General features: G+C 65.3%; 14 protein-coding genes and 2 pseudogenes. 6 read left to right on the top strand and 10 right to left on the bottom strand.

Annotated elements, in window-relative coordinates; genetic code table 11:
• Positions 1 to 84: 84 nt before the first annotated feature.
• The 3 genes from EJA05_RS19490 to EJA05_RS19500 form a co-directional block, all read right to left on the bottom strand.
• Complete coding sequence (locus tag EJA05_RS19490) at positions 85 to 1410, bottom strand: MFS transporter (RefSeq protein ID WP_125859470.1); 1326 nt, start codon at positions 1408 to 1410, stop codon at positions 85 to 87.
• A 61-nt stretch (positions 1411 to 1471) separates the two neighbouring features.
• A complete protein-coding gene (locus tag EJA05_RS19495; RefSeq protein WP_125464903.1) occupies positions 1472 to 1957 on the bottom strand; it encodes a histidine kinase in 486 nt (161 codons plus the stop codon).
• Positions 1958 to 2125: 168 nt separating this feature from the next.
• Positions 2126 to 2602 carry a sigma-70 family RNA polymerase sigma factor gene (locus EJA05_RS19500; RefSeq protein ID WP_125464904.1) on the bottom strand — a complete coding sequence of 159 codons (477 nt, stop codon included), beginning with the start codon at positions 2600 to 2602 and terminating at the stop codon, positions 2126 to 2128.
• Positions 2603 to 2820: 218 nt separating this feature from the next.
• On the opposite strand from EJA05_RS19500, the gene EJA05_RS19505 reads away from it, so the two are divergent.
• The 3 genes from EJA05_RS19505 to EJA05_RS19515 are packed head-to-tail and all read left to right on the top strand — an operon-like array spanning position 2821 to position 7387.
• Positions 2821 to 3996, top strand: a complete 1176-nt coding sequence (locus EJA05_RS19505; RefSeq protein ID WP_125859471.1) for an efflux RND transporter periplasmic adaptor subunit — start codon at positions 2821 to 2823, stop codon at positions 3994 to 3996.
• 1 nt (position 3997) lies between these two features.
• Positions 3998 to 5962, top strand: coding sequence for a MacB family efflux pump subunit (locus EJA05_RS19510; RefSeq protein WP_125859472.1), 1965 nt, complete (start codon positions 3998 to 4000; stop codon positions 5960 to 5962).
• A 3-nt stretch (positions 5963 to 5965) separates the two neighbouring features.
• Positions 5966 to 7387 carry an efflux transporter outer membrane subunit gene (locus tag EJA05_RS19515; RefSeq protein WP_125859473.1) on the top strand — a complete coding sequence of 474 codons (1422 nt, stop codon included), beginning with the start codon at positions 5966 to 5968 and terminating at the stop codon, positions 7385 to 7387.
• A 191-nt stretch (positions 7388 to 7578) separates the two neighbouring features.
• On the opposite strand, the gene pvdP is transcribed toward EJA05_RS19515, so the two are convergent.
• Entirely contained in the window at positions 7579 to 9201 is a 1623-nt protein-coding gene (pvdP, locus tag EJA05_RS19520) for a pyoverdine maturation tyrosinase PvdP (protein ID WP_125859474.1), read from the bottom strand.
• A 122-nt stretch (positions 9202 to 9323) separates the two neighbouring features.
• Between pvdP and EJA05_RS19525 the strand changes: the two genes are divergently transcribed.
• A complete protein-coding gene (locus tag EJA05_RS19525; RefSeq protein ID WP_125859475.1) occupies positions 9324 to 10256 on the top strand; it encodes a siderophore-interacting protein in 933 nt (310 codons plus the stop codon).
• A 49-nt stretch (positions 10257 to 10305) separates the two neighbouring features.
• On the opposite strand, the gene EJA05_RS19530 is transcribed toward EJA05_RS19525, so the two are convergent.
• The 6 genes and pseudogenes from EJA05_RS19530 to EJA05_RS19555 all read right to left on the bottom strand — a co-directional run.
• Positions 10306 to 11706, bottom strand: a complete 1401-nt coding sequence (locus EJA05_RS19530) for an aspartate aminotransferase family protein (protein WP_125859476.1) — start codon at positions 11704 to 11706, stop codon at positions 10306 to 10308.
• Positions 11707 to 11909: 203 nt separating this feature from the next.
• Positions 11910 to 13232, bottom strand: a complete 1323-nt coding sequence (locus tag EJA05_RS19535) for an ATP-binding protein (RefSeq protein WP_125859477.1) — start codon at positions 13230 to 13232, stop codon at positions 11910 to 11912.
• Positions 13229 to 13912, bottom strand: a complete 684-nt coding sequence (locus tag EJA05_RS19540; protein WP_110994018.1) for a response regulator — start codon at positions 13910 to 13912, stop codon at positions 13229 to 13231. Before EJA05_RS19540 ends, EJA05_RS19535 begins: the two co-directional genes overlap by 4 nt.
• A gap of 119 nt (positions 13913 to 14031) precedes the next feature.
• Positions 14032 to 14528 (bottom strand): annotated as a pseudogene (locus EJA05_RS19545) (RHS repeat-associated core domain-containing protein); the annotation flags it as partial.
• Between the two features lie 145 nt (positions 14529 to 14673).
• Positions 14674 to 15219, bottom strand: a complete 546-nt coding sequence (locus tag EJA05_RS19550) for a hypothetical protein (RefSeq protein ID WP_125859478.1) — start codon at positions 15217 to 15219, stop codon at positions 14674 to 14676.
• A gap of 347 nt (positions 15220 to 15566) precedes the next feature.
• Positions 15567 to 19917, bottom strand: a pseudogene (locus EJA05_RS19555) (RHS repeat-associated core domain-containing protein); the annotation flags it as partial.
• A gap of 381 nt (positions 19918 to 20298) precedes the next feature.
• On the opposite strand from EJA05_RS19555, the gene dsbD reads away from it, so the two are divergent.
• Entirely contained in the window at positions 20299 to 22017 is a 1719-nt protein-coding gene (gene dsbD / locus EJA05_RS19560) for a protein-disulfide reductase DsbD (RefSeq protein ID WP_125859479.1), read from the top strand.
• The gene (locus tag EJA05_RS19565) at positions 22017 to 22847 is read left to right on the top strand and encodes a TlpA family protein disulfide reductase (RefSeq protein WP_125859480.1); all 831 of its coding nucleotides are present in this window, start codon (positions 22017 to 22019) and stop codon (positions 22845 to 22847) included. Before dsbD ends, EJA05_RS19565 begins: the two co-directional genes overlap by 1 nt.
• Position 22848 lies beyond the last annotated feature (1 nt).

The raw sequence follows: 22848 nt of genomic DNA on the forward strand, positions 1-22848 counted from the left end.
CCTTTCAGGTTAAATCTGGCTAATAGGTTATTCCAATAACCCCCGCCCGGAAGTCTGCCTCAACGCCCCACAGCCACTACCACTTCATTTGTCACCACACATGATCGGCATGGAGTCCGCACCGAATGCCAACGGCTCACGACGCCCGAAATACAACGACGTCAGCGCCCCGACCGTGCCCATGATCAGACAAAAGCCGACACACACCCACGGGCTCCACGGCATCAGCGCAATCAACGCCAACGGTGTGGTACTGGCCCACAGGGCGTAGGCGATGTTGTAGGTGAACGAAATCCCCGACACCCGGATCTGCGCCGGGAACAGCCCGACCATCACCGACGGCACCACCCCCACCACCCCACAGGACAGCCCGGCCAGCGCGTAGGCCAGCCAGGTCATGCCCCACTGCCCGACCAGGCTGGCGTACAACGCGCCGATGCCCAGCGGCAGCACCAGGCTGTAGATCATCAATGCACGCCAGGCGCCGATGCGGTCGACCAGCAACCCGGCCAGCACGCAACCAATGTTGAGAAAGACGATACCCACGCTACTCAAGGCAAAGGTGTGCCCGGCCGTCATGCCGAAACGCTGCTGCATCACCGTCGGCGTGATCACCACCAGCACCACCACTGCCGAGGTCAGCACACAGGTCAGCAACACCGCCGGAATCAGTGCCCGGCGATGCTCGCCAAGCACACTGCGCAGCGGGAAGGCCACCGGCTGTTCCCGCTGTTCACGCAGGGCAAGAAACACCGGTGTCTCGCTCAGCCAGCGGCGTAGCCACACACCGATCACGCCGAACACGCCGCCCAGCAGGAACGGGTAGCGCCAGGCGTAATCGAGTATCTCCTGCGCTGTATAAAGCTGCGCCAGCAGCGTCGCAGTCAGCGCGCCCAGCAGATAGCCAAAGGTCAGCCCCGCCTGCAGAAAGCCAAGCGCATAGCCTCGCCGCCCGGCCGGCGCATGCTCGGCGACGAAGGTCCAGGCACTGGGCACCTCGCCCCCCACCGCAGCCCCTTGCAGGATGCGCAGGGCCAACAGGATCAGCGGCGCGGCGTAGCCGATGTCGGCGTAGGTCGGCATCACGCCGATCAACAGGCACGGCAATGCCATCATCAGGATGCTCAGGCTGAACACCCGCTTGCGCCCCAGGTGGTCGGCGAAATGGGCCATGAGGATGCCGCCCAAAGGCCGCGCCAGGTACCCGGTGACGAAAATCCCGAAGCTTTGCAGCAACCGCAGCCACTCTGGCATCTCGGGCGGGAAGAACAGCTGGCTGAGGGTCAGCGCAAAAAACACGAAGATGATGAAATCGTAGATTTCCAGGGCGCCGCCCAGCGCCGCCAGGCCCAGGGTCCGGTGGTCGCCGCGGCTGAAGCCGGGCGCGCGGGGGTTATCGATGGCAGTCATGGCAGGTCCGCAGATCGGCAAAAGGCCAAGAGGATAGCAAATGCCGTTAACGGGGGCCGAGTCAGGAACTGCGGCTGAAAACGGTCTGGCCGAAATTCATTCGCCGCTTGCCATAGCCGGCTGCGCCGCAAAGGCTGGCCGGCAAGGGTACCTGCCCGACCACCACCGGCAGGTCGATAATCGCCATGAACGACCCTAACGCTTCGCAATCAGGCACGCTTGGCAGGCTGACGCTCACGGCCTGTCGCTCGCTCTGCGGCACGGCAGGCACCTTCAGTTGCTGCGAGTGATACAACAAAGCGTGCTGGATCTGCGTACTGACCCGGCAGAAGCGCGCCAGGTCGACGCCCGCATGGCTGGCCAGTTCGATGTTGCCAACCAACAGGTTGAACGGCAGCAGGGCACTGTGCACCAGACGCTGCAGATCGTCGAAGCTCTCCACCGGGGCGATGCGGTAATACCCCAGGCCATTGAGCAGCCGCTCCAGTTGCAGACGCTGGTCGGGGTGTTCGTCAGCGATGAGGATGCGCAGGGATTTGTTGGGCATCGTCCGCACCTGGCCGCAAGGTAATGAATGGGCTCCATGACCGTACTGCGCCAGAACAGGCAAACGTCAGGCAGGCCGCCTGATCGGGTCTTTATTGATAGTTGTCTTGAAACAAGTGGAAATCAAGTTGCCAGCACAGGAAATTTTCACCTGCCCTTCACGGCGTCTTCACGACTCCCACTGACGCATGCGCAAGCGACAGTGCTTCATGGCATTGACGATGTGCTTCTCCACCAGGCTGCGGGAAATGCCCAGGCGCTCGGCAATCTGCGGGTGCGACAGGCCATCGAGCTTGCGCAACAGGAAGCAGTCACGGCACACCGCGCTCAACTCATCCAGGGCTTGCTGCATCAAGGCCAGGCGCTGATCCTGCTGCATGCTTTGGGTCAGTGCCGGGCTATGCCAGCGCTCGTCGCTATCGAGCACCTCCAGCGGCTCGGCCTGGCGCACCAGGTGGCGCCGGTGGCGATCGACCACCAGGTTCAGCGCGGTGCGGTACAGGAACGCCCGCGGGTGCTCGATCTGCTCGCCCTCGGTACGCTCCAGCACCCGCAGGTAAGCGTCATGGGCCACATCTTCCGCCGCCTGGCGATTGCCCAGGCGCGCAGAGAGAAAGCTCACCAATTCGCGATAGTAGTGTTCCACGACGGTACCTGGCCTTTCCCTGCGCAAACGCTGACATGGCATGGGCAGCGGATAGGAGTGAAGTAAGCGAACGATCTTACAAATTATAATTATTCTCAGCAACATCGATACTGGCCTTTCGCCCGGTTAAATCGGCACGCAGCAGGTTCGTTTAACTGGCACCCCCGAGCGCGCCGTGCATGGCCGCGCCCGGCCACTCCCTTCGGCTGGAAGCCCGCATGACACGCACAACCGCCCCCCGTCGCCGTCTGCTTATTGCAGCCTTGGGCCTGCTTGGCCTGGGCAGCCTGCTGGCCTGGACCACCTTGCCCCTGGGCGGTGCGCCGGTCAGCACCGTGCCGGTGACCCGCGCCGATATCGAAAGCAGCGTCACCGCCCTCGGCACTCTGCAACCGCGTCGCTATGTCGACGTCGGTGCCCAGGCGTCCGGGCAGATCCGCAAGTTGCATGTCGAGGCCGGCGATGAAGTCCGCGAAGGCCAGTTGCTGGTGGAGATCGACCCCTCCACGCAAAAGGCCAAGCTCGACGCCGGCCGCTACTCCATCGAAAACCTCAAGGCGCAACTCGCCGAGCAACGCGCCCAGTACCTCCTGGCCCAGCAGCAACACCAGCGTCAGCGCGACCTGGCCGCCGCTGGCGCCAGCCGCCAGGAAGACCTGCAAACCGCCCAGGCCCAGCTGAAAGTGACCCAGGCCCGCATCGACATGTACCAGGCACAGATCCTCCAGGCCCAGGCCAGCCTGCGCAGCGACGAGGCGGAGCTTGGCTACACGCGCATCTATGCCCCCATGAGCGGCACCGTGGTGGCCGTGGACGCCCGCGAAGGCCAGACCCTCAATGCCCAGCAACAGACCCCGCTGATCCTGCGCATCGCCAAACTGTCACCGATGACCGTCTGGGCCCAGGTATCCGAAGCCGACATCGGCAAGGTCAAACCCGGCATGACCGCCTACTTCACCACCCTTGCAGGTGGCAAACGCCGCTGGGCCAGCACCGTGCGCCAGATCCTGCCGATCCCGCCCAAACCGCTGGATCAAAGCGCCCAGGGCGGCGGCAGCCCGGCCAGCGCCACGGCCGGCACCACCGGCAGCAAAGTGGTGCAGTACACCGTACTGCTCGACGTCGACAACCCCGACGGCGCCCTGATGGCCGAGATGACCACCCAGGTGTTCTTCGTCGCCGGCCAGGCCAGCCAGGTGCTCAGCGCCCCTCTGGCCGCGCTGGAAGACACGCCGGACGACGGCCTGCGCCTGGCCCAGGTACTCAAGGCCGACGGCAAGGTCGAGGCACGCCAGGTACGCATCGGCCTGAGCGACCGCCTGCGCGTACAGATCCTCGACGGCCTGCACGAAGGTGAACGCCTGGTGATCGGCTCGCCGACCAGCGGGGGTTGAGATGAGCACGCCCCTGATCGAGTTGAGCGACATCTACAAGGCCTACGGAGGCATCGATTCACCGAAAGTCGAGGTGCTGCGCGGCATCAGCCTGAGCATCCACCCCGGAGAATTCGTCGCCATCGTCGGCGCTTCGGGCTCCGGCAAGTCGACCCTGATGAACATCCTGGGCTGCCTCGACCGCCCGACTTCCGGCAGCTACCGCTTCGCCGGCCGCGACGTGGCCGAGCTGGACGGCGACGAACTGGCCTGGCTGCGCCGCGAGGCGTTCGGCTTCGTGTTCCAGGGCTATCACCTGATCCCTTCGGGCTCGGCCCAGGAAAACGTCGAGATGCCGGCCATCTATGCCGGCACGCCACCGGCCGAACGTCATGCACGCGCCCATGCCCTGCTCGAACGCCTGGGCCTGGCCAGCCGCACCGGCAATCGCCCGCACCAGCTTTCAGGCGGGCAGCAACAGCGCGTGTCGATCGCCCGGGCATTGATGAACGGCGGCCATATCATCCTCGCCGACGAACCCACCGGCGCCCTCGACAGCCACAGCGGCGCCGAAGTGATGGCCCTGCTCGACGAGCTGGCCAGCCAGGGCCACGTGATCATCCTGATCACCCACGACCGCGAAGTCGCCGCCCGCGCCCAACGGGTGATCGAGGTGCGCGACGGCCAGGTGGTCAGCGATTCGGCCGCCGAGCAGGCGGCCAGCGTACCCACCCGCCACCTGCAGGCCGACGACCTGCGGCAACGCCTGGACAGCGGCGCCAGCCATAAAGGTGCCTGGAAAGGCGAAATGATCGAGTCACTGCAAGCCGCCTGGCGGGTGATGTGGGTCAACCGTTTTCGCACCGCGCTCACCCTGCTCGGTATCGTCATCGGCGTGGCCTCGGTGGTGGTCATGCTGGCGGTCGGCGAAGGCAGCAAACGCCAGGTGATGGCGCAGATGGCCGCCTTCGGCTCGAACATTCTCTACCTCAACGGCAAACGCGCGACCGAGCGCGAACCCGCAGGCATTGTCACCCTCGACGATGTGGCCGCCATCGCCGAACTGCCCCAGGTGAAACACGTCATGCCGGTGATCGGCGACAAGCTGATGGTGCGTCAGGGCAACAACAGCCAGCAGTTCTATGTAGGCGGCAACAACACCTGGTTCCCCGAGATCTTCAATTGGCCGGTGGTCGAAGGCAGCTTCTACAGCGAGGCCGACGAAGCCAGCGGCGCAGCCGTGGCGGTGATCGGCCAGAAGGTCCGCAACAAGATGTTCGGCGAGCAGAGCAACCCGCTCGGCCAATACCTGCTGATCGGCAACGTGCCGTTCCAGGTGATCGGCGTGCTGCAGGCCAAGGGCGCCAGCTCCGGCAGCGAGGACAGCGATGAGCGCATCGTGGTGCCCTACTCGGCCGCCGCCATCCGCCTGTTCGGCAGCGGCGACCCCGAATACATCGCCATCGCCGCCCAGGACTCCAGCCGGGTGCACCAGACCGAACAGGCGATCGAGCACTTGCTGCGCCAGCGTCACCAGGGCAAGCATGATTTCGAGCTGACCAACGACGCCGCGCTGATCCAGGCCGAGGCGCGCACCCAGAACAGCCTGTCGCTGATGCTCGGGGCGATCGCTGCGATATCCCTGCTGGTCGGTGGCATCGGCGTGATGAACATCATGCTCATGACCGTGCGCGAACGCACCCGCGAGATCGGCATCCGCATGGCCACCGGTGCCCGCCAGCGCGACATCCTGCGCCAGTTCCTCACCGAAGCGGTGATGCTGTCGATGGTCGGCGGCGTCACCGGCATCCTCCTCGCCCTGGCCATCGGCGGCAGCCTGCTGCTGGCCGATATCGCCGTGGCCTTCGCCCTGCCCGCGATCATCGGCGCCTTCGCCTGCGCCGTGGTCACCGGCGTGGTGTTCGGCTTCATGCCGGCCCGCAAGGCCGCCCGCCTAGACCCGGTCAAAGCCCTTACCAGCGAATAATCCATGACGATCCCCAGCCGCATCAGCCTGTTGACCCTGAGCCTGTTCCTGGCCGCCTGCAGCACCCCGCCGCCACCGGCGTCGGGCATCGACGCCCCAGCCGCCTGGCAAGGCGCCGCCGAAACGGCGCAACCCTGGCCGGACGGCCATTGGTGGCGCGCCTTCGCCAGCCCAGTGCTTGACCAGTTGATCGAACGCGCCCGGCAAAACAGCTACGACCTCGCCGCCGCCACCGCCCGGGTGCGCCAGGCCCAGGCCAGCGCGGTGATCGCCGGCGCCCCCTTGCTGCCGGAACTGCAGCTGGGCCTGGATGCCAGCCGCCAGCGCCTGCTGCGCGGTGACGGCAACGACCAACTCGACGCCAGCAGCAGCGAACGCACCAGCACCTCGTTCGGTACTCGCCTGAGCGCCAGCTACGAGATCGACTTCTGGGGTGGCCTGCGCGCCGCTCGCGACAGCGCCCTGCGTAGCCTGGACGCCAGCCGCTTCGAGCGCCAGACCGTCGAACTGACCTTGGTCAGCGCCGTGGCCGACAGTTACCTGCAGGGCCTGGCCCTGGAGGAGCAATTGCGCATCGCCCGCCTCAACCTCGACAACGCCCGCGACGTGCTCGGCCTGGTCGAGGCCCGCGAACGCGCGGGCTCCGCCACCCGCCTGGAACTGGCCCAGCAGCGCAGCCTGGTGGCCGCCCAGGAGCGCCAGCTGCCGCTGCTCGAACAGCGCCGCCAGGACAACCGCATCACCCTGGCCACCCTGCTAGGTGAACCAGTGCAGGCACTGCCCGCTGGCAACGAGGTGATCGGCGCGCTGCGCTGGCCAGTGATCGGTAGCGGCGTGCCCAGCGAACTGCTGAGCCGACGCCCCGACATCGCCGCCGCCGAAGCCCGCCTGGCCGCCGCCAGCGCCGACGTGCAGGTCGCCAGGGCCGCCATGCTGCCGCGCCTGGTCCTGGGCGCCAACCTTGGCAGCGGCTCCAGGACCTTTGCCAATATTTTCGACAGCCCCTACTACACCCTCACCGCCGGCCTTACCGCGCCGATCTTCAACAATGGCCGCCTGCGCGCCCAGCGCGAGCTGGCCAGCGCCGAGCAGCAAGAACTGCTGGAGGCATACCGCAGCAGCATCCTGGCCGGTTTTTCCGATGTCGAGAAAGCCCTCAACGCCATCAGTGGCGTGGAGCGCCAGCGCCAGTGGCAAGACCAGGAAGTGCAGCAGGCGCGCATCGCCTTCGACCTCGCCCAGCAGCGTTATGCCGCCGGTGCCGAGACCTTGCTGAGCGTGCTAGAAACCCAACGCACCCTGTACCTGGCCCAGGATGAGCAGGCGCAACTGTACCTGGCACGACTGCAAGGCAGCGTGGCGTTGTACAAGGCGTTGGGTGGGGGGTGGCAGGCGCCGCAGGCGTTGGCCGAGGCTCGGCCATAATCCGCCGCCCCTCGTAGGAGCAACTGTCTTACTCAACTGCTAAAGCTAGCGCGATCCCTGTGGGAGCGGGCTTGCCCCGCGAAAGGGCCGTGCAGCGGCCCCAGCGATTTCTGCCTTTACACCGAAACCTGGGGCTGCCCTGCATCCCTTTCGCGGCACAAGGCCGCCCCTAAAGAGGGCGGGCTACCCCATCAAGTCGCGATGTTCTTCATCGACAGATGCCGCGCATACCAGGGCCGTTGCGGCACCTTGCGCAGCAGCCCGTCGATCTTGTCGTCTTCACCGAAGGTGATGCGCAAGGCCAGTTTCATCACCTCCACGTCCATCTCGACCGATTTGCCCGGGCGCGTGCCCGGCTCGGTGCTGCAGCCATGGGTATCGGGCCCCAGCCACGGGTCATCGACCTCCACCCAGCGGCCAGGGGCGAACCAGGCCACACCATTGACTTGCTGGCGCCGAACCTGGCCAGGGTGATAGCGCTCGTGGGCGCGGAACCAGTCCTCGATGCGGTCGTCGATCCAGCCATGGAAGGCCCAGAACACCGGGTTGACGTGGGACGAGAACGGGTCGCCGAGAAAATCGTTTTCACGCTCGAACCAGCGCGCGGCGAAGTCCGCAGGGTCACGGGCAAAGGGCACCGGCGCGCCGTTGATCGGGTCACGCGGCACCGACGCCCAGCACATGTGCAACCAGTCGTGCAGGTTCATCTCAAGCTCGGAGCCAAAGGCCCCCAGCGACAGCTTCGACAGGTACTGCGGGTCCTGATACTGCGACTCCCACACCTGGAAGTTGCTGCAGAACGTCTCACCCGCCTTGATCGCCGCCACCCACTGGCCGTAGGCCTCGTCCTCGGGCGCCTGCCAACTGGGCGGCACACGGTGGCCGTCGTGGTTGTCGTGGTAGCGAGCGAAGCCTGCGCGGTCGAACTCCACGCTCGGTTGCGGCAACGGGAAGCGCTGCCACGACGGCAGGTCCTGCAGGGTGCGGGCATGCATCAGCATGTGCCGATGCATGAACAGGAAGTCGATGCCTGAACCATTGCGGTGCTTGCGTGGGCCACGGGCATCGCGCTCGCGGTCGCGCGGGCCGGGCTGCCAGCCCAGGCCACGCAGCGCGTTGTGCTTCTCCACGGGCAGCTTGTGCCACTGATCGCGGGTCGCGTGCCAGAGCTGGTGGAACAGCCGATGCTCGGCGCCGATCACCCAGTCCTGCATCTGCGCGGTGTAGGGCAGGCGCTCGCGCGCTTCGGGGAATGGCCGCTTGACCGCGACAAAGCGGCTGTCCTGCAACGGCAGCGTCAGCGGGCGGTCCAGGCGTTGAATGCGGCCGCTGAGGGTGCCTGGGCCGGCATTGGCAAAGGTGCCCCATACCTCATCGAGGCTGGCCACGCACTCATAGCCCGGGCCGCCGTGCAGGCCGACCAAGCGCCAGCGCACCTGGCCGCTGCTGGCACCCACCAGGTCGCCAAGCACACGGTAGGCCGCCTCGCCGTCGCCACGCAGGCGTTCGCCGGTATCGACGAAGCCCCGCAGCCCGCGGCCCTTGGTGGCGACATCGAGGAACATCTCCACGCCTTCCTTGGGCAGACCGTCAAGGCCACCATCGGCGCCGGCAAAGCGGATGTCCCAGACCCCGCGCAGCAAGTCCGCCAGCACCTGCCCGGCGGCGTCGGCCAGCTCCACGCTGGCCTCGCCCGGCGTGACCACATCGTCCTGCGGGTCGTGGGTCAGTTCCTTGTGCGCGTAATAGGCCGCCGTGCCGGCAGCGCCCGCTACCGCCAGGCCTGCGATGAATCCTCGTCGAGAAATTGTCATTGCGCCTCAATCCGTCTCCGCGTGACGCGGCTTCTATCCAAGCTAGGACGGATGTCGGCCGGGTAAATTTAGCGGCCGAGGCGCTCGTCTGTTGAGTATCTCCCGTTGCCAGAGGTACCCCCATGACCTCCCTGCTTGCCCGCCTGATCCGCCCCAGCAAGGCCACCGCCTACCGGATCTTCGACATCGAGCTCAAGGCCATCGTGGCCCTGAGCCCTTCGCTGTGCCGCTTCGTCTTCAGCGGCCCTGACGTGGCCCAGATGACCACCCTGGCTCCCGACCAGCGCATCAAGCTGTTCTTCCCCACTCCTGCGGGCGCTGCGCCCAACCTGCCCAAGGACGGCCAGTGGCAACAGGCACGCCGCCACCTGGCGCCGCAGGACACGCCACCGATGCGCACCTACACCATTCGCGCCCTGCGCCGCAAAGCCTGTGAAGTGGATGTGGACTTCGTCCTGCATGGGGTGAACGGCCCGGCATCGGCCTGGGCGACCAGCGCCCGCATGGGTGACCGGCTGCAGATGGTCGCCCCCAACCTGGCCTATGCCGGCGACCCGGGCGGCTATGAATGGAAGCCCCCGCACGACGCCCGGCACATTCTGCTGGTGGGCGACGAAACCGCCCTGCCGGCCATCGCCGGCATCCTCGAACAGCTGGCCGACCAGGCCCCTGAGCTGGCGGTAGAAGCTTTTATCGAAGTGCCCCTGGAAGACGACTGCCTGCCCCTGCGCCACAGCCCGGCAACCCGCCTGCACTGGCTGCCCCGTGACCTGCTGCGCAGCGAGCACGGCCAGGCCATGCGTCACGCCGTACAAGAGCTGGCCAGCCTGCCCGCTGCGCGCAGCACAGCGTCGGGCACGCTGGAAGACGTGGACATCGACACACAGCTGCTGTGGGAACTGGCCAGCGGCGAGAGCAATGGATTCCATGCCTGGATCGCTGGTGAATCAGGGGCGGTGATGGACATCCGCCGACACCTGATCAAGACGCGCGGCCTGCCACGCGAAAGCCTGACCCTGATGGGCTACTGGCGCGCCGGCCGGGTACTGGACTGAAAAGCACTGGGGCCGCATTACGCGGCCCCAGTGCTTGTCACGGTTCGCTTCAACGTGCAGCAACCGCCGCCCGCACCGCTTCGGCAAAACGCCCGGCCACTTCGTCGATCTGCTCGGCGCTGATGATCAACGGCGGCAGGAAGCGCACCACCGCGCCATGCCGCCCGCCCAGTTCGAGGATCAAGCCACGGCGCAGGCATTCACGCTGCACCTTCGGCGCCAGGGTGCGACAGGCCGGCGGATGGCCTTGGGCGTCGAGTTTGCCGGCCGGATCCACCAGCTCGACCCCCAGCATCAAGCCACGGCCACGAATGTCGCCCAGCTGCGGATAATCCTGCTGCAGGCGCTGCAGGTGGCCACGCAGGCGCTGACCCATGGCTTCGGCGTGCTCGCACAGACGGTGCTCGACCAGGTAGTTGATCACCGCCGAGCCTGCGGCCATGGCCATCTGGTTGCCACGGAAGGTGCCGGCATGGGCACCCGGCGACCACTGGTCGAGCCAGTCGCGATAGACCATCACCGCCAGCGGCAGGCTGCCGCCGATGGCTTTCGATAGCGTGACCACATCCGGGACGATGCCGGCATGCTCGAAGGCGAACATCCGCCCGGTACGGGCAAAGCCGCTCTGGATCTCATCGACGATCAGCGCCACCCCGGCCTGCTCGGTGATCCGGCGCAGGCCGCGCAGCCACTCGATGTCCGCCGGGATCACGCCGCCTTCGCCCTGCACCACCTCGACGATCACTGCCGCTGGCAGTGCAACGCCGGCCTCGGGATCGTTCAGCAGGTTTTCCAGGTAATGCAGGTTGGCGCGCACGCCCGCCTCACCGCCCAGGCCGAACGGGCAACGGTAGTCGTAAGGGTATGGCAGGAACTGCACGCCATTGTTGAGCAGCGCGCCCAGCGGCTTTTTCGGGCCCAGGCTGCCCATCAGGCTCAGCGCGCCCTGGGTCATGCCGTGGTAGGCCCCCTGGAACGCCAGCACCGTGCTGCGCCCGGTGGCGGTGCGCACCAGCTTCAGTGCGGCTTCCACCGCGTCGGTACCGGTCGGGCCGCAGAACTGGATCTTCGCCTCGTTGCGCAGCGCCTCGGGCAGCACCCCGAACAGATCCTGGACGAAACGGTCCTTGACCGGGGTGGTCAGGTCCAGAGTGTGCAGCGGCAGCTCATCGGCCAGCACCCGCTGGATCGCCTCGGTCACCACCGGGTGGTTGTGCCCCAGCGCCAGGGTGCCGGCGCCGGCCAGGCAGTCGATGAACTGGCGGCCCTCGACGTCCTCGACGTAGAGGCCACGGGCGCGTTTGAGCGCCAGCGGAATGCGCCGCGGGTAGCTGCGCGCGTTGGACTCCTGCTGCTGCTGGCGCAGCAGCAGCGGTGAGTCCGTGAATTCATACAAGGCCTGCGGCGCGCTGGCCGGCAGAACCTGAGCAAGGCTGGAAGCGGTCGACATCGGAAAAACCCTCGCAAGCAAGCGAATGTGCCCGCCACGCCCCTGTAACCGGATGTGTGTCGGGTTGTTATCGCTTGGAAAACGCTTGGGCGAGGTACGGATTTAGCGGTTGCTGTGGGATTTGTTATGGCAGTGCCGCTCCCACAGGCGGACATGCAAGTTCATTGTGGGAGCCGGCTTGCCGGCGATGAAGCCAACGCCGATCACTTGACCGAGCGCGCCGGCACGTTCAACCACACCCGCAACCCATCGGCCTGGCTGTCGAAACGCAGGCTGCCCGCGCAACGCTGGGCAATGGCCTGGACGATCGCCAGGCCCAGGCCACAACCGCCGCTCTGGCTGTTGCGCCAGAAGCGTTCGGTGAGGTGTTCGAGGTCTTCCTGGGCGATGCCCGGGCCATGGTCGCGCACCATGAAACCCACCTGCCCGTCCCGCGCCTGCACTTCCAGCTCCACCGCCGCATCGCCCCCGTGGCGCAAGGCGTTGTCCAGCAGGTTACGCAGCGCCGCCACCGCCAAGGGCGCCGGCATGCCGAGGTAGACCTTGGCCGCCTCTTCCGGCAAGCGCAGCAGGATGCGCCGGTTATCACCACCGCCTGCGTCCTGAACCGCCTGCAAGGCCACCTGCTCGGCGCTGCACTGCACGCCGTCGTCGAACGACAGGCTGCCCTCGACCCGGGCCAGCATCAGCAGTTGTTCCAGCGTGCGGTGCATGCGGTCGGTGCCCTGCTCGGCGTGCTCCAGCGCCTGCTCGCGTACCGCGCCGTCGGTCATGCGGGCCACCTGCAGGTGGGTCTTGATCGCGGTCAGCGGACTGCGCAGCTCGTGGGCGGCATCGTCGGTCAGGCGCCGCTCGCGCTCGAGGGTCTGGGCGATGCGCAGGAACAGCTGGTTCTGGGTGTCGAGCAACGGCTGCAGTTCGCTGGGCAGGCCCGCCACCTGCAACGGCTCGACACTGTCGGCGCGCCGCCTGCGCAACGCGTCGCGCATACGGTTGAGCGGTTCCAGGCCCTTGCCCAGACCGATCCACAGCAACCCCAGGCTACCCAGCAAAGCCATCAGCACCGGCGCCGAGGCGGCCAGCAGTATCGACTGGTTCAGCGCTTCGCGCTCCTGGTGGCGGTCAGCCGTGGTGATCCGCACATCGCCGTGGTTGTAGGTGAAGGTGCGCCAGGAGGCGCCTTCGATGGTCTGGTCACGGAAGCCGCTGCGCTGGTCGTCCATCGCCCCGTCATGCTTGTGGTTGCTGGCCAGCACCTCACCGCGCAGCGAGCTGACCTGGCAGGCCATGCCGTCCGGCACGCTCAGCTGGTCGGCGGCAAAATGCGCCTCCTCGCCCTTGGCCGCCAACGGCTGCGGCAACTGGTCGATGAGCCCGGCGACCATGCGTGCCGAGGCCACCAGGCGTTGGTCGAGGGAGAACATCATCTGCTGGCGCAGGTCGCGCAGCATCCACGCCGCCGCCAACGCCCAGATGACGATGAACACGCTGCCAAGGATCAGCGACAGCCGCACCCGCAGGCTCATGACGAAGCCCCCTCGGGCGCCTGCGCCGGCCCCAGCCGATAGCCCAGCCCACGCACCGTCTCGACGATGCCATTGCCCAATTTGCGCCGCAGGTGATGGATATGCACGTTCAACGCATTGCTCTCGACCTCGTCGCTGAAGCCGTAGACGCAGTCCTTGAGCTGTTCGCTGGACAGCACCCGCCCGGGGTTCTGCAACAGCGCCTGCAACAGTGCCTGCTCGCGCCGCGACAGGTCGACCGGCTGCCCGGCCAGGGTGGCCATGCAACTGCTCGGGTCATAGCACAGCGGGCCATGCTCGATCACGTTCACCGCCCGCCCCGCCACCCGCCGCACCAGGGTATGCAGGCGCGCCGCCAGCTCGCGCAGGTCGAACGGCTTGAGCAGGTAGTCGTCGGCGCCGGCCTGCAGCCCGTCGACCCGGTCGCTGACCGCGTCCCGCGCGGTCAGCACCAGCACCGGCAGCGCCTCGCCCTGCTGGCGCAGGCGGCGCAGCAGCTTCAGGCCGTCCTCGTCGGGCAGGCCCAGGTCGAGGATCATCACATCGAACTGCGCGGCCTGCAGCATCTGCCGCGCCTGCGACGCATTGCCCACCCGGTCGACGGTGAAGCCCTGGGCCGTGAGCCCGGCGCAGATGCCGCTGGCGATCAGGTCGTCGTCCTCGCAGAGCAGAACGTGCATGGTGGGGGCTCCTGGGGTGGGGAAGCGGGTATTGCACAGGGGGGGGATTAAGTGGGGATTATCGTATCGCCTTCATCCTGCGGCGGCGAACTTTCCCAGGCGAGCGTGTCGCCTTCTCAACCATAGAGGGTGATACCACAACCCAGCTCGCGCTGGCGTTTGGCCCGCTGCATCCGGTTCCAGCCGCTGCCCGAACGGGGATCGTCCTGATAGCGTGCACTCGAGTGTTTATGCAGGCGGCGGCCCAGGGCGTCGTAGCTGTAGACCACGCTGAGTTTGCTGTCGTCAAAGCGAGTCAGGCGGTCGAACAGGTCCCAGGTCAGGCGCGCCTTGTCGCCGTTATGCAGGCGGTGGACGAGGTTGCCGCGCTCGTCGTACTGATAGTGGGTACCGGCGTACTCGCGCAGCAGGTTGTCCATGCGCTTGTTATAGCGGGGGTCGCTTTCCAGCGGGCGGTTGAGTTGCTGGGCTTTGTCGTCCAGCAGGTTGCCGCCGGATCGAAGGCGATGGTCTCAACACCAAGATGGCTGGTGGATTGAAGCAGGCGACCAACGGGATCGTATTGATAGACCAGATAGCCACGGCGAGTGTCGTGGATATCGGTCAGCTGGTGGGCCACTTAGCGGTAAAGCTCATCGCACTCATAGGCCAGCAGCATCTTGACGCTGTTGCACATCTCTCGACGCACTAAATACAGGTGCACCATTTTATTCCGGAACAGAGCACGTAGTGATAGTAACTTCGTGGGCCAATTTTATATATCAGGGCAATATTTTCGGCAAATAGCCCGAACTAGCATTTAGAGGTTTCCTAACCCCAAAGCCTAAAAACAGATGCCAATTTTTACCAGACGCCAGCGCACCTTCCGTCCAATAATAATTATCCCAAAGCCCACCTACTCCACCTTCAGAGCTGACAACCCCTTTATTCGCGCACTTCCTGAGCAACTTACTCAACGCTTTTCCAACCATTTTTTCATTTTCAGATGAGTCGCCTTTAAAAATGGTCGCACCAATAGCATTTTCATCATCGCGCCCATAAGTCACATCAACAAAACCCACGATATCAGCACGACCGACTTCTGCTCTAGGCTTATCTGAAAACGTAAAGTCTTTCTTTGCCCCGATTAAAATTCGGGGCTTTCGAGATGAATTAATTAAAGACTCGCTACCAGCACCCAACGACTCGATAAGCGCGAAGGGCTCTTCAGAACTGGCAGACATGAACAAGTCAAGCCCCGACTCCTCTTTAAGCTTATTAACGAGAGAAGCATACTCTGCAAAAGTAATAAATATTGTCTTTTCCACAGATCACCTTAAGGACACGGCCTATTGTAAGCACGGAACTGCACCTCATCTGGAATATCTTTACCTTGAGTCTTCGTCCTCAAATCCTCCATTGCCTTCTGCTCACGAGCCACTGGCGTTACACCATCCGCCTTGACTTTTCCTACGTTGCCGTAAACTAATTTACCGTCGGCGTCTTCGTAGATGATATCGGGCCGCCTTTTCCCTTTGTTACCTACCGGCGTGTTCACTGCCGTCTCTTTAAGAATGCCTCCACCCGCGATTACCGCACCACCAGAAGCCTCCACCTCTCGCCCCCACGCCGCAATAACCTGATTATGCGGCCCTTCACCATTAGTTTTCGGCCCCCGTTTCGCCAACCCAAGTGGATCTATCCAGTCAACAGGGTTCGGCGTATACGCAAAAAGGTTCAATCCACCAAAGTAGCTGATCGGATCTTGGTTGATGAACCGCCCGACCCTCGGATCATAGTACCGATAGCGGTTGTAATGCAGCCCGGTCTCGTGATCGTGGTACTGCCCCTGGAAGCGAATCGGGTTGGTCATCCCGACCTGCCTGGCCCACGCCGAGCGCGCCTCGCGTACTTCACCCCAAGCCTTGTACTGCGCCGTCCACGCCACCTCACCGTTGTGGTCGGTGAGTTCCATCGGTGTACCGAGGTGATCGCACTGGTACCAAACAATCAAATCGAACGGCTGCGCCTTGACCTCGGTGTGCCACAACGGGTCCTGATCGAAATCATATTCCCGACCGCGCCAGTCCGGCTGGCGCAGCAGGCGAATCGGCGCCTTGCGCAGTGCCTGGACCACCGGCACGAAACTGCCCGGCTCGTACAGGTAGTGCACGGTCCGTCCGGTCTCGCCTTCGTCTTGCGGCGGCGAGCTTTCCCAGGCGAGGGTGTCGCCATCCCAGCCGTAAAGGGTGTAGCCGCAGCCCAGCTCACGCTGGCGCTTGGCTCGCTGCATGCGGTTCCAGCCGCTGCCCGAACGGGGATCGTCCTGATAGCGTGCACTCGAGTGTTTATGCAGGCGGCGGCCCAGGGCGTCGTAGCTGTAGACCACGCTGAGCTTGCTGTCGTCAAAGCGAGTCAGCCGGTCGAACAGGTCCCAGGTCAGGCGCGCCTTGTCGCCGTTATGCAGGCGGTGGACGAGGTTGCCGCGCTCGTCGTACTGGTAATGGGTGCCGGCGTACTCACGCAGCAGGTTGTCCATCCGCTTGTTGCGGCGTGGGTCGCGTTCCAGCGGGCGGTTGAGTTGCTGGGCGTTGTCGTCCAGCAGGTTGCCGGCCGGGTCGAAGGCAAAGGTCTCGACGCCCAGGCGGCTGGCAGCTTGCAGCTTGCAGCAACCGTCCCACCGGATCGTATTGATAGGCCAGATGGCCACGGCGGGTGTCGTGGATATCGGTCAGTTGGCCGACTGCATCGTATTGATACTGGCGCTTGAGCAGAGTGGACTTGCCGTCATGGCTGCCCAGCAGTTGTTCCTGCAAACGGCCCGCCGGGTCCCATGCCTGGGTTTGCATCAGTTGGTTGCCTTGATGGCGGACCACTTCGCGGTGCAGATCATCACGCTCGTAGGCCAGCAGTTCGTGCTGGTCGAGGGTCATGCCCAGCACGTGGCCGCTGCCGTAGGTGAGCACGCTGACCTTGTGCCCGTCCGGGCGAATCGTCGAAACACGATGATTGAGGGCGTCGTACGCGTACTGCCACACCGCGACCATCGGCACGTCAGTCTTGAAGTAGTACTGGTGCTCGCGGGTCAGGTTACCGGCTTCATCAAAGAACCACTGCAGCTTGCTGTCGGCGTTGATGGCCTGGATCAGCTTGCCGTTACCGTCGTAGGCAAAGGTTTCTTCCTGGCGCTGGTCGCCCAGGCTCGCCACCCGCGAGGCCAGACGCCCCACGGCATCGAAGGTGATATCGATCCGGCGTTGGCCGACCTGCGTGCTGGCCAGCCGGCCGCTGTCCGGGTCGTACCGGTAGCGCGTCACCAGGCCATCGAAGCCCTTTTCTTCCAGCAAACGACCCACCGGGTCGTGGAGGAAGGTGGCCTTGCTTTCGTTCTCGTTCTCCAGCCCGATCAGGCGGCCCAGCTTGTCCCAGCGGTAACGCAAGGTGTGCTCGGCAGCATCCACGCGTTCAGCAAGCAGCCCCGCCGTGTTGTAAGACCAAGTGGTGCAGCGGTCCAGCGCATCGGCGTGGGCCAGCAGGCGGCCTTCGGCATCACGTTCGAAGCGCTCTTCGGTGTTGTCCGGATGAATGACTTTCGCCAGCTGGCCGGCGTTGTATTCATAGGCGGTCTTGCTGCCGGCGGCATCGGTGAACAGCGCTAGGCGGCCGAGATCGTCGTATGCCCACTGGCTGGTCTTGCCTGAGCAGTCGGTGAACTCGACCAACTGATCGGCTGCGTTGTAAGCCAGCTTCTTTTCGTTGCCCGCTGCATCCTTGATTGCCTTGATCAGGCCCGAGGGCGTGTAGGTGTATTCGGTCCTGTTGCCCAGCGGGTCGGTGGCTTCGATCAGGTTGCCCTTGAGGTCATAATCGCTCAGCCACAGACCGCCTTCAGCATCGCGGATCTTGATCGGGCGCCGCCTGGCATCCCGAGCGATATGGACCTGGCTGTGATCGGCGCGGATATGGCGAACGACACTGCCCTGTTCGTCATAGTCGTAGCGGTCCTCACTGCCGTCAGCGTGTACATGGCGTACCACGTTCTTGCGCTCGTCACGGAAAATCCATTCCGAGCGCTCGTCAGGATGCCGTACACGGTAAAGGTGGCCGAGGATGTCGTAGTAGTACCAAGTCTCCTGGCCGTGGGCGTCGGTGACGTAGGTCAGGCGAATGTTTTCGTCCCACTCCAGGCGGGTGTCGTAGCTGCCGTCGTCGGCCCACTCATGAATAGCCTTGGCGTGGGCGCTGCTACCGTCCCATTCCAGGTTCATGCCGCGACCGGTACGGTCGGTGTAGCGGGTTACCAAATGGTGCTGGTACTGGTAGTGCCAGGCAGCGCCGTTTTCATCCTGGGCGGCGACCAGGTCGCCCTGTTCGTCGTAGTGGTAGGCGCACAGCTGGCGCAGCGGCTGGCCGTCGCGCATTTCCCACAGGCCGGTGATATGGCCGTGGTCGTCGATCAGGGTGCCGAGGTGACGCAGCACATTCTTCACGTCGCCCTGGAAGGTGATGATGTCGGACAGCACCGGGCGGCCTTCGTGGCGATGCTCGTAATGCAGCATGCAGCCGGCGTCGTTCTGCAGCAGGATCTTGTACAGGTAGTAGCGATCCCCTACCCGCAGGTAGTACTCCTTGCGATCGAATCCGCGGCAGATCACCAACTCGTTATCACGGCTGCGCACCAGCAGCAGGTCTTCGATGGCGTTGTACAACGCTTTCTCCACCTTGGGAGTTTCAAAAGCGTGGCTGCGCCCATCGTAATCGTGGAACAGCAACCCCATGCCCACCACATCGATACGCGTAGTGAACGGTGTGACCCAACGCGCACCCAGGCAACCTTGGTCGAATTCGGCAAGACGCGAGTGGTAGATGCGCTGCCATTCGATGGGGAAGGCCCCAGGCAAGCTGAAGTCGGTGTGGATGATGAATTCCGAGCCTAGGGCAAAGCTGATGCTGCGACCCGTGGTGGGTTTGGGGGTTGGTCTCGGTAGTGGGCAACTTGCCTGGATAGGACTCGGCGTCTGCTCAGCCGGCGCCTGCTTGCCACTGACCGCCAACTGCCCCTTGCTTTGCTCACGCTCCACCTTGGTCACGGCATCCGGCTTGGCTACCCCCGGCTGGCCGTTCCTGTTGCGCTTGCGAAAGCCCTTAACCGCGCCGTCCAGCACGTTGAGCATCCAGCCGATGCTCATCTGTGTGCCCGGGTCGGCCAGCTTGTTCAACTGCTGGGCCATCTCCGGGCCCAGGGCGCGCAACTGGCCGGTGTTGGCCAGCATTTTGGTCTTGATTTCGTCCGGCAGCAGCTTGCTGGTCGCGCTGTTGGCCAGGCCCTTGCCGGCCGCCTTGTAGGCGCTGTGCACCGCACCGAAGAAATTGCTGATCGCGGTCTTGGGGTCGTAGAGCAACTGATCGCTCGCCGCCGCCATCTGCCTGCTGACCGCCGCTTTGTCGCCCCTGGCATCCAGCTGGCCGAGCACCACCTTCTCCAGGCCATCGGCGATCTCGCCGGTCACCTTGGTGCCGAGCGCACCGGCGTCGGCGAGGATCTCGGCAATCTTCGGCTGGGCCTGTTGGACGAAGTCATCGATGGTGCCGGCAATCGTCGCATTCAGGTGCCCGCTCAACACCGTGATCAGCGAATCGCCCAGCAGCATCTTGGCGCTGTTGCGCAGCTCCTGGCGCACCAGGAACAGCGTTGGCCGCAGGCTCATGCGCGCGGCGGCCATGGTCGGCGGCGTCGGCAGCACGCCGATCAGGTTGATGCCCAGGCTCACCCAGTCGAGCAGTTGGCGGTTCTTGCTCTTGACCAGGGTCACCACGTCGCCCAGGGCGTCGACCAGGGCCATGATGTTGCCCACCACCGGCAGGGCGCCGGCCACGGTCTTGATCCGTTCGAGGGTGACGTAGCCAGCGCTGACCGATTGCAACCAGGCGTCGAAAGCGGCGGCGCCACGGCCAACGTCCTTGACATCGATGGTGTTGAGCGGGGCGACGGCGACCTGCGGTTCGCGCTGCTTGGCGTCGCTCATGCCAGCGCCTCGCGGCTCGGCAGGCCCTTGGCCGGTTTAGAGGTCGAAAACAGCGAGGGCCATTGCCCTGCCCGCTTTGTAAAGATAGCGGCCATCGTGGCGCGTGTTGCCATGTGCAGCTCTCCATGCGTGAACACTGTGCCCCGGTGATCCCACCCAGGCCAAAACAGGAAGGGAAAAGATACCGGGGAGGCTCACAGAGAGAGCGTCAGGAAATTCCTGATAGAGTGAAGGACGCTTCCTGCGTGACAGCTGAATCGCTCATGTCGGCGGCAGCAGTAGATAGATCGCCGCTATTACTCCGCCCTATCCCCCGTTTAACCTTCAGTTAATACCCCCCGGCCAGCATGGCCCCACTCCAAGCTCTGCCAAGGCCTCGACATGCGTGTGCTCCTGCTCTTCCTGACCTTCCTGCTCGCCGGCCCGCTTCAGGCCAACCCGTTTGCCGCCAAACCGGACTTCCTGCCGGTGAACCAGGCCTTCGTGCTGACCCACGACCGCCTCGCCGACGGCCAGGTGCGCCTGCATTTCCAGATCCAGGACGGCTATTACCTCTACCAGAAGCGCCTGAAGTTCGACGGCCTGCCGCCTGAGCAGCACCCGCAACTGCCCCAGGCTGAAAACCATCACGACGAGTTCTTCGGCGACAGCGCGGTGTACCGCACCGAGTTGGAGCTGCTGTTGCCGGCCAACGCCAGTGGCGAGCTGCGCCTGGGCTGGCAGGGCTGCGCCGACGCCGGGCTGTGCTACCCGCCGCAAACCACGCCGATCGCCCTGGGTGGCACGCAGGCGCCGACGCCGGGCGCTGAGCAGGCCAGCGACCAGGCCCTGGCCGGCACGCTGCAGCAGAGCACCCTGGCCTGGAGCCTGCTGGCATTCTTCGGCCTGGGCCTGCTGTTGGCCTTCACCCCCTGTTCGCTGCCGATGCTGCCGATCCTCGCCGGGCTGGTCATGGGCAATGGCGCCAGCGCCCGCCGTGGCTGGGTGCTGGCCGGCGTGTATGTGCTGAGCATGGCGCTGGTGTATGCCGCGCTGGGGGTGATCGCCGCGCTGCTGGGCGCCAGCCTGCAGGCCTGGTTGCAGCAGCCGTGGCTGCTGGGCAGCCTGGCGGCGCTGTTCGTGCTGCTGGCCCTGCCGATGTTCGGGGCCTTCGAGTTGCAGCTGCCAGTGGCGCTGCGTGATCGCCTGGACCGCGCCGGGCAAGGCACCCGCGGCGGCAACCTGTATGGCGCGGCATTGCTCGGCGCGTTGTCGGGCTTGCTGATGGGCCCGTGCATGACCGCGCCGCTGGCGGGCGCGCTGCTGTACATCGCGCAAAGCGGCGATGTGCTGCACGGGGCGCTGGTGCTGTTCAGCCTCGGGCTGGGTATGGGCGTGCCGCTGATGTTGCTGGTGACCCTGGGCAACCGCTACCTGCCGCGCCCGGGCGCCTGGATGAACCTGGTCAAGGGCCTGTTCGGCTTCGTGTTCCTGGCCATGGCCCTGTACACCGTGCGCACCCTGCTGGCCGAGCCCTTGCTGCTGGCCCTGGCCGGCGCCTGGCTGATCGCCCTGGGCTGGGCCGCCTGGCCGGCCCTGTATCGTTTACCTGCCCTGCGCGCGGTGCCGCTGCTGGGGGCCCTGTGGGGCGGCCTGCTGCTGGTCGGTGCGGCGGCGGGTGGCAGCAACCTGTGGCAGCCGTTGCAGCCCTTCGCGGGCAATACCCAAAGTGCCGCCCAGGCCAGCGCGCATGACGCCTTCGTCACGGTCAGCAACCCCGTCGACCTGCAGCGCGAGCTCGACGCCGCCAAGGCCCGTGGCCAGTGGGTGCTGGTGGACTACTATGCCGACTGGTGTGTGTCGTGCAAGGTCATGGAAAAACAGGTGTTTGGCCGTGCCGATGTACAGGCCAGCCTCGCTGGCGTGCACCTGCTGCGCCTGGACGTCACCGCCGACTCGCCGGCCAGCCGCGAGCTGCTGCAGCGCTACCAGGTGCCAGGCCCGCCCAGCCTGATCTGGGTCGGCCCGGAAGGCGACGAACGCCGCGCCCGGCGTATCACCGGCGAAATCGACGCCGCCGGTTTCCTGCAACACTGGGCCCAGACCAGGAGCCAAGGCTGATGCTGACCGTCACCCTCGGGCCATTGACCATGGCCCTGAACCACCTGCTGTTGCTCGCGGCGCTGGGCATCGCCTGCCTGGTCGGCTGGCGCGTGGCCAAGCGCGGTGGCGAGAACCCCGAGTCGGCGTTGTTCAATGTGTTTCTGCTGGGTTTGCTGTGTGCCCGTTTGGGCTTCGTTCTGGCCTACTGGCCGATGTACCGCGACGAGCCGCTGCAAGTCATCGATATCCGCGACGGTGGTTTCCTGCTCTGGGGCGGCCTGTTCGGCATCGTCCTGGGCACGCTCTGGCAGGGCTGGAGTCGCCCCGGCCTGCGCCGCCCACTGGGCTGGGCGCTGGCCAGTGGCGCGCTGTTCTGGGTGCTCGGCAGCCTGGGTAGCCACCTGTACAGCAAGGGCACGGAGCTGCCGCAGTTGACCCTGCGCGATAACCGCGGCCAGGCGGTGGCGCTGCACGACTACCGCGGGCGCCCGCTGGTGATCAATATCTGGGCCACCTGGTGCCCGCCCTGCCGCCGGGAAATGCCGGTGTTGCAGCAGGCCCAGCACGACTACCCCCACGTGACCTTCCTGTTCGTCAACCAGGGCGAAACCCCGGAGAACGTCAGCACCTTCATGGCCACCACCGGCCTGATGCTGTCCCATGTGCTGTTCGACGGCAGCGGCGAGCTGGCGCGCAAGGTCGGCTCCATGGCCCTGCCCACCACCCTGTTCTACAACGCCGAAGGGCGGCTGGTCGGCAGCCACCTGGGCGAGTTGTCGCGGGCCAGCCTGCGCCACGCCCTGGAACCCTTCGACCGCGCCGACGCGCCCGCCCCACAAGGAAACTGAC

Origin of the sequence: Pseudomonas oryziphila, from assembly GCF_003940825.1 — a bacterium.
Classification (GTDB): Bacteria; Pseudomonadota; Gammaproteobacteria; order Pseudomonadales; family Pseudomonadaceae; genus Aquipseudomonas; species Aquipseudomonas sichuanensis.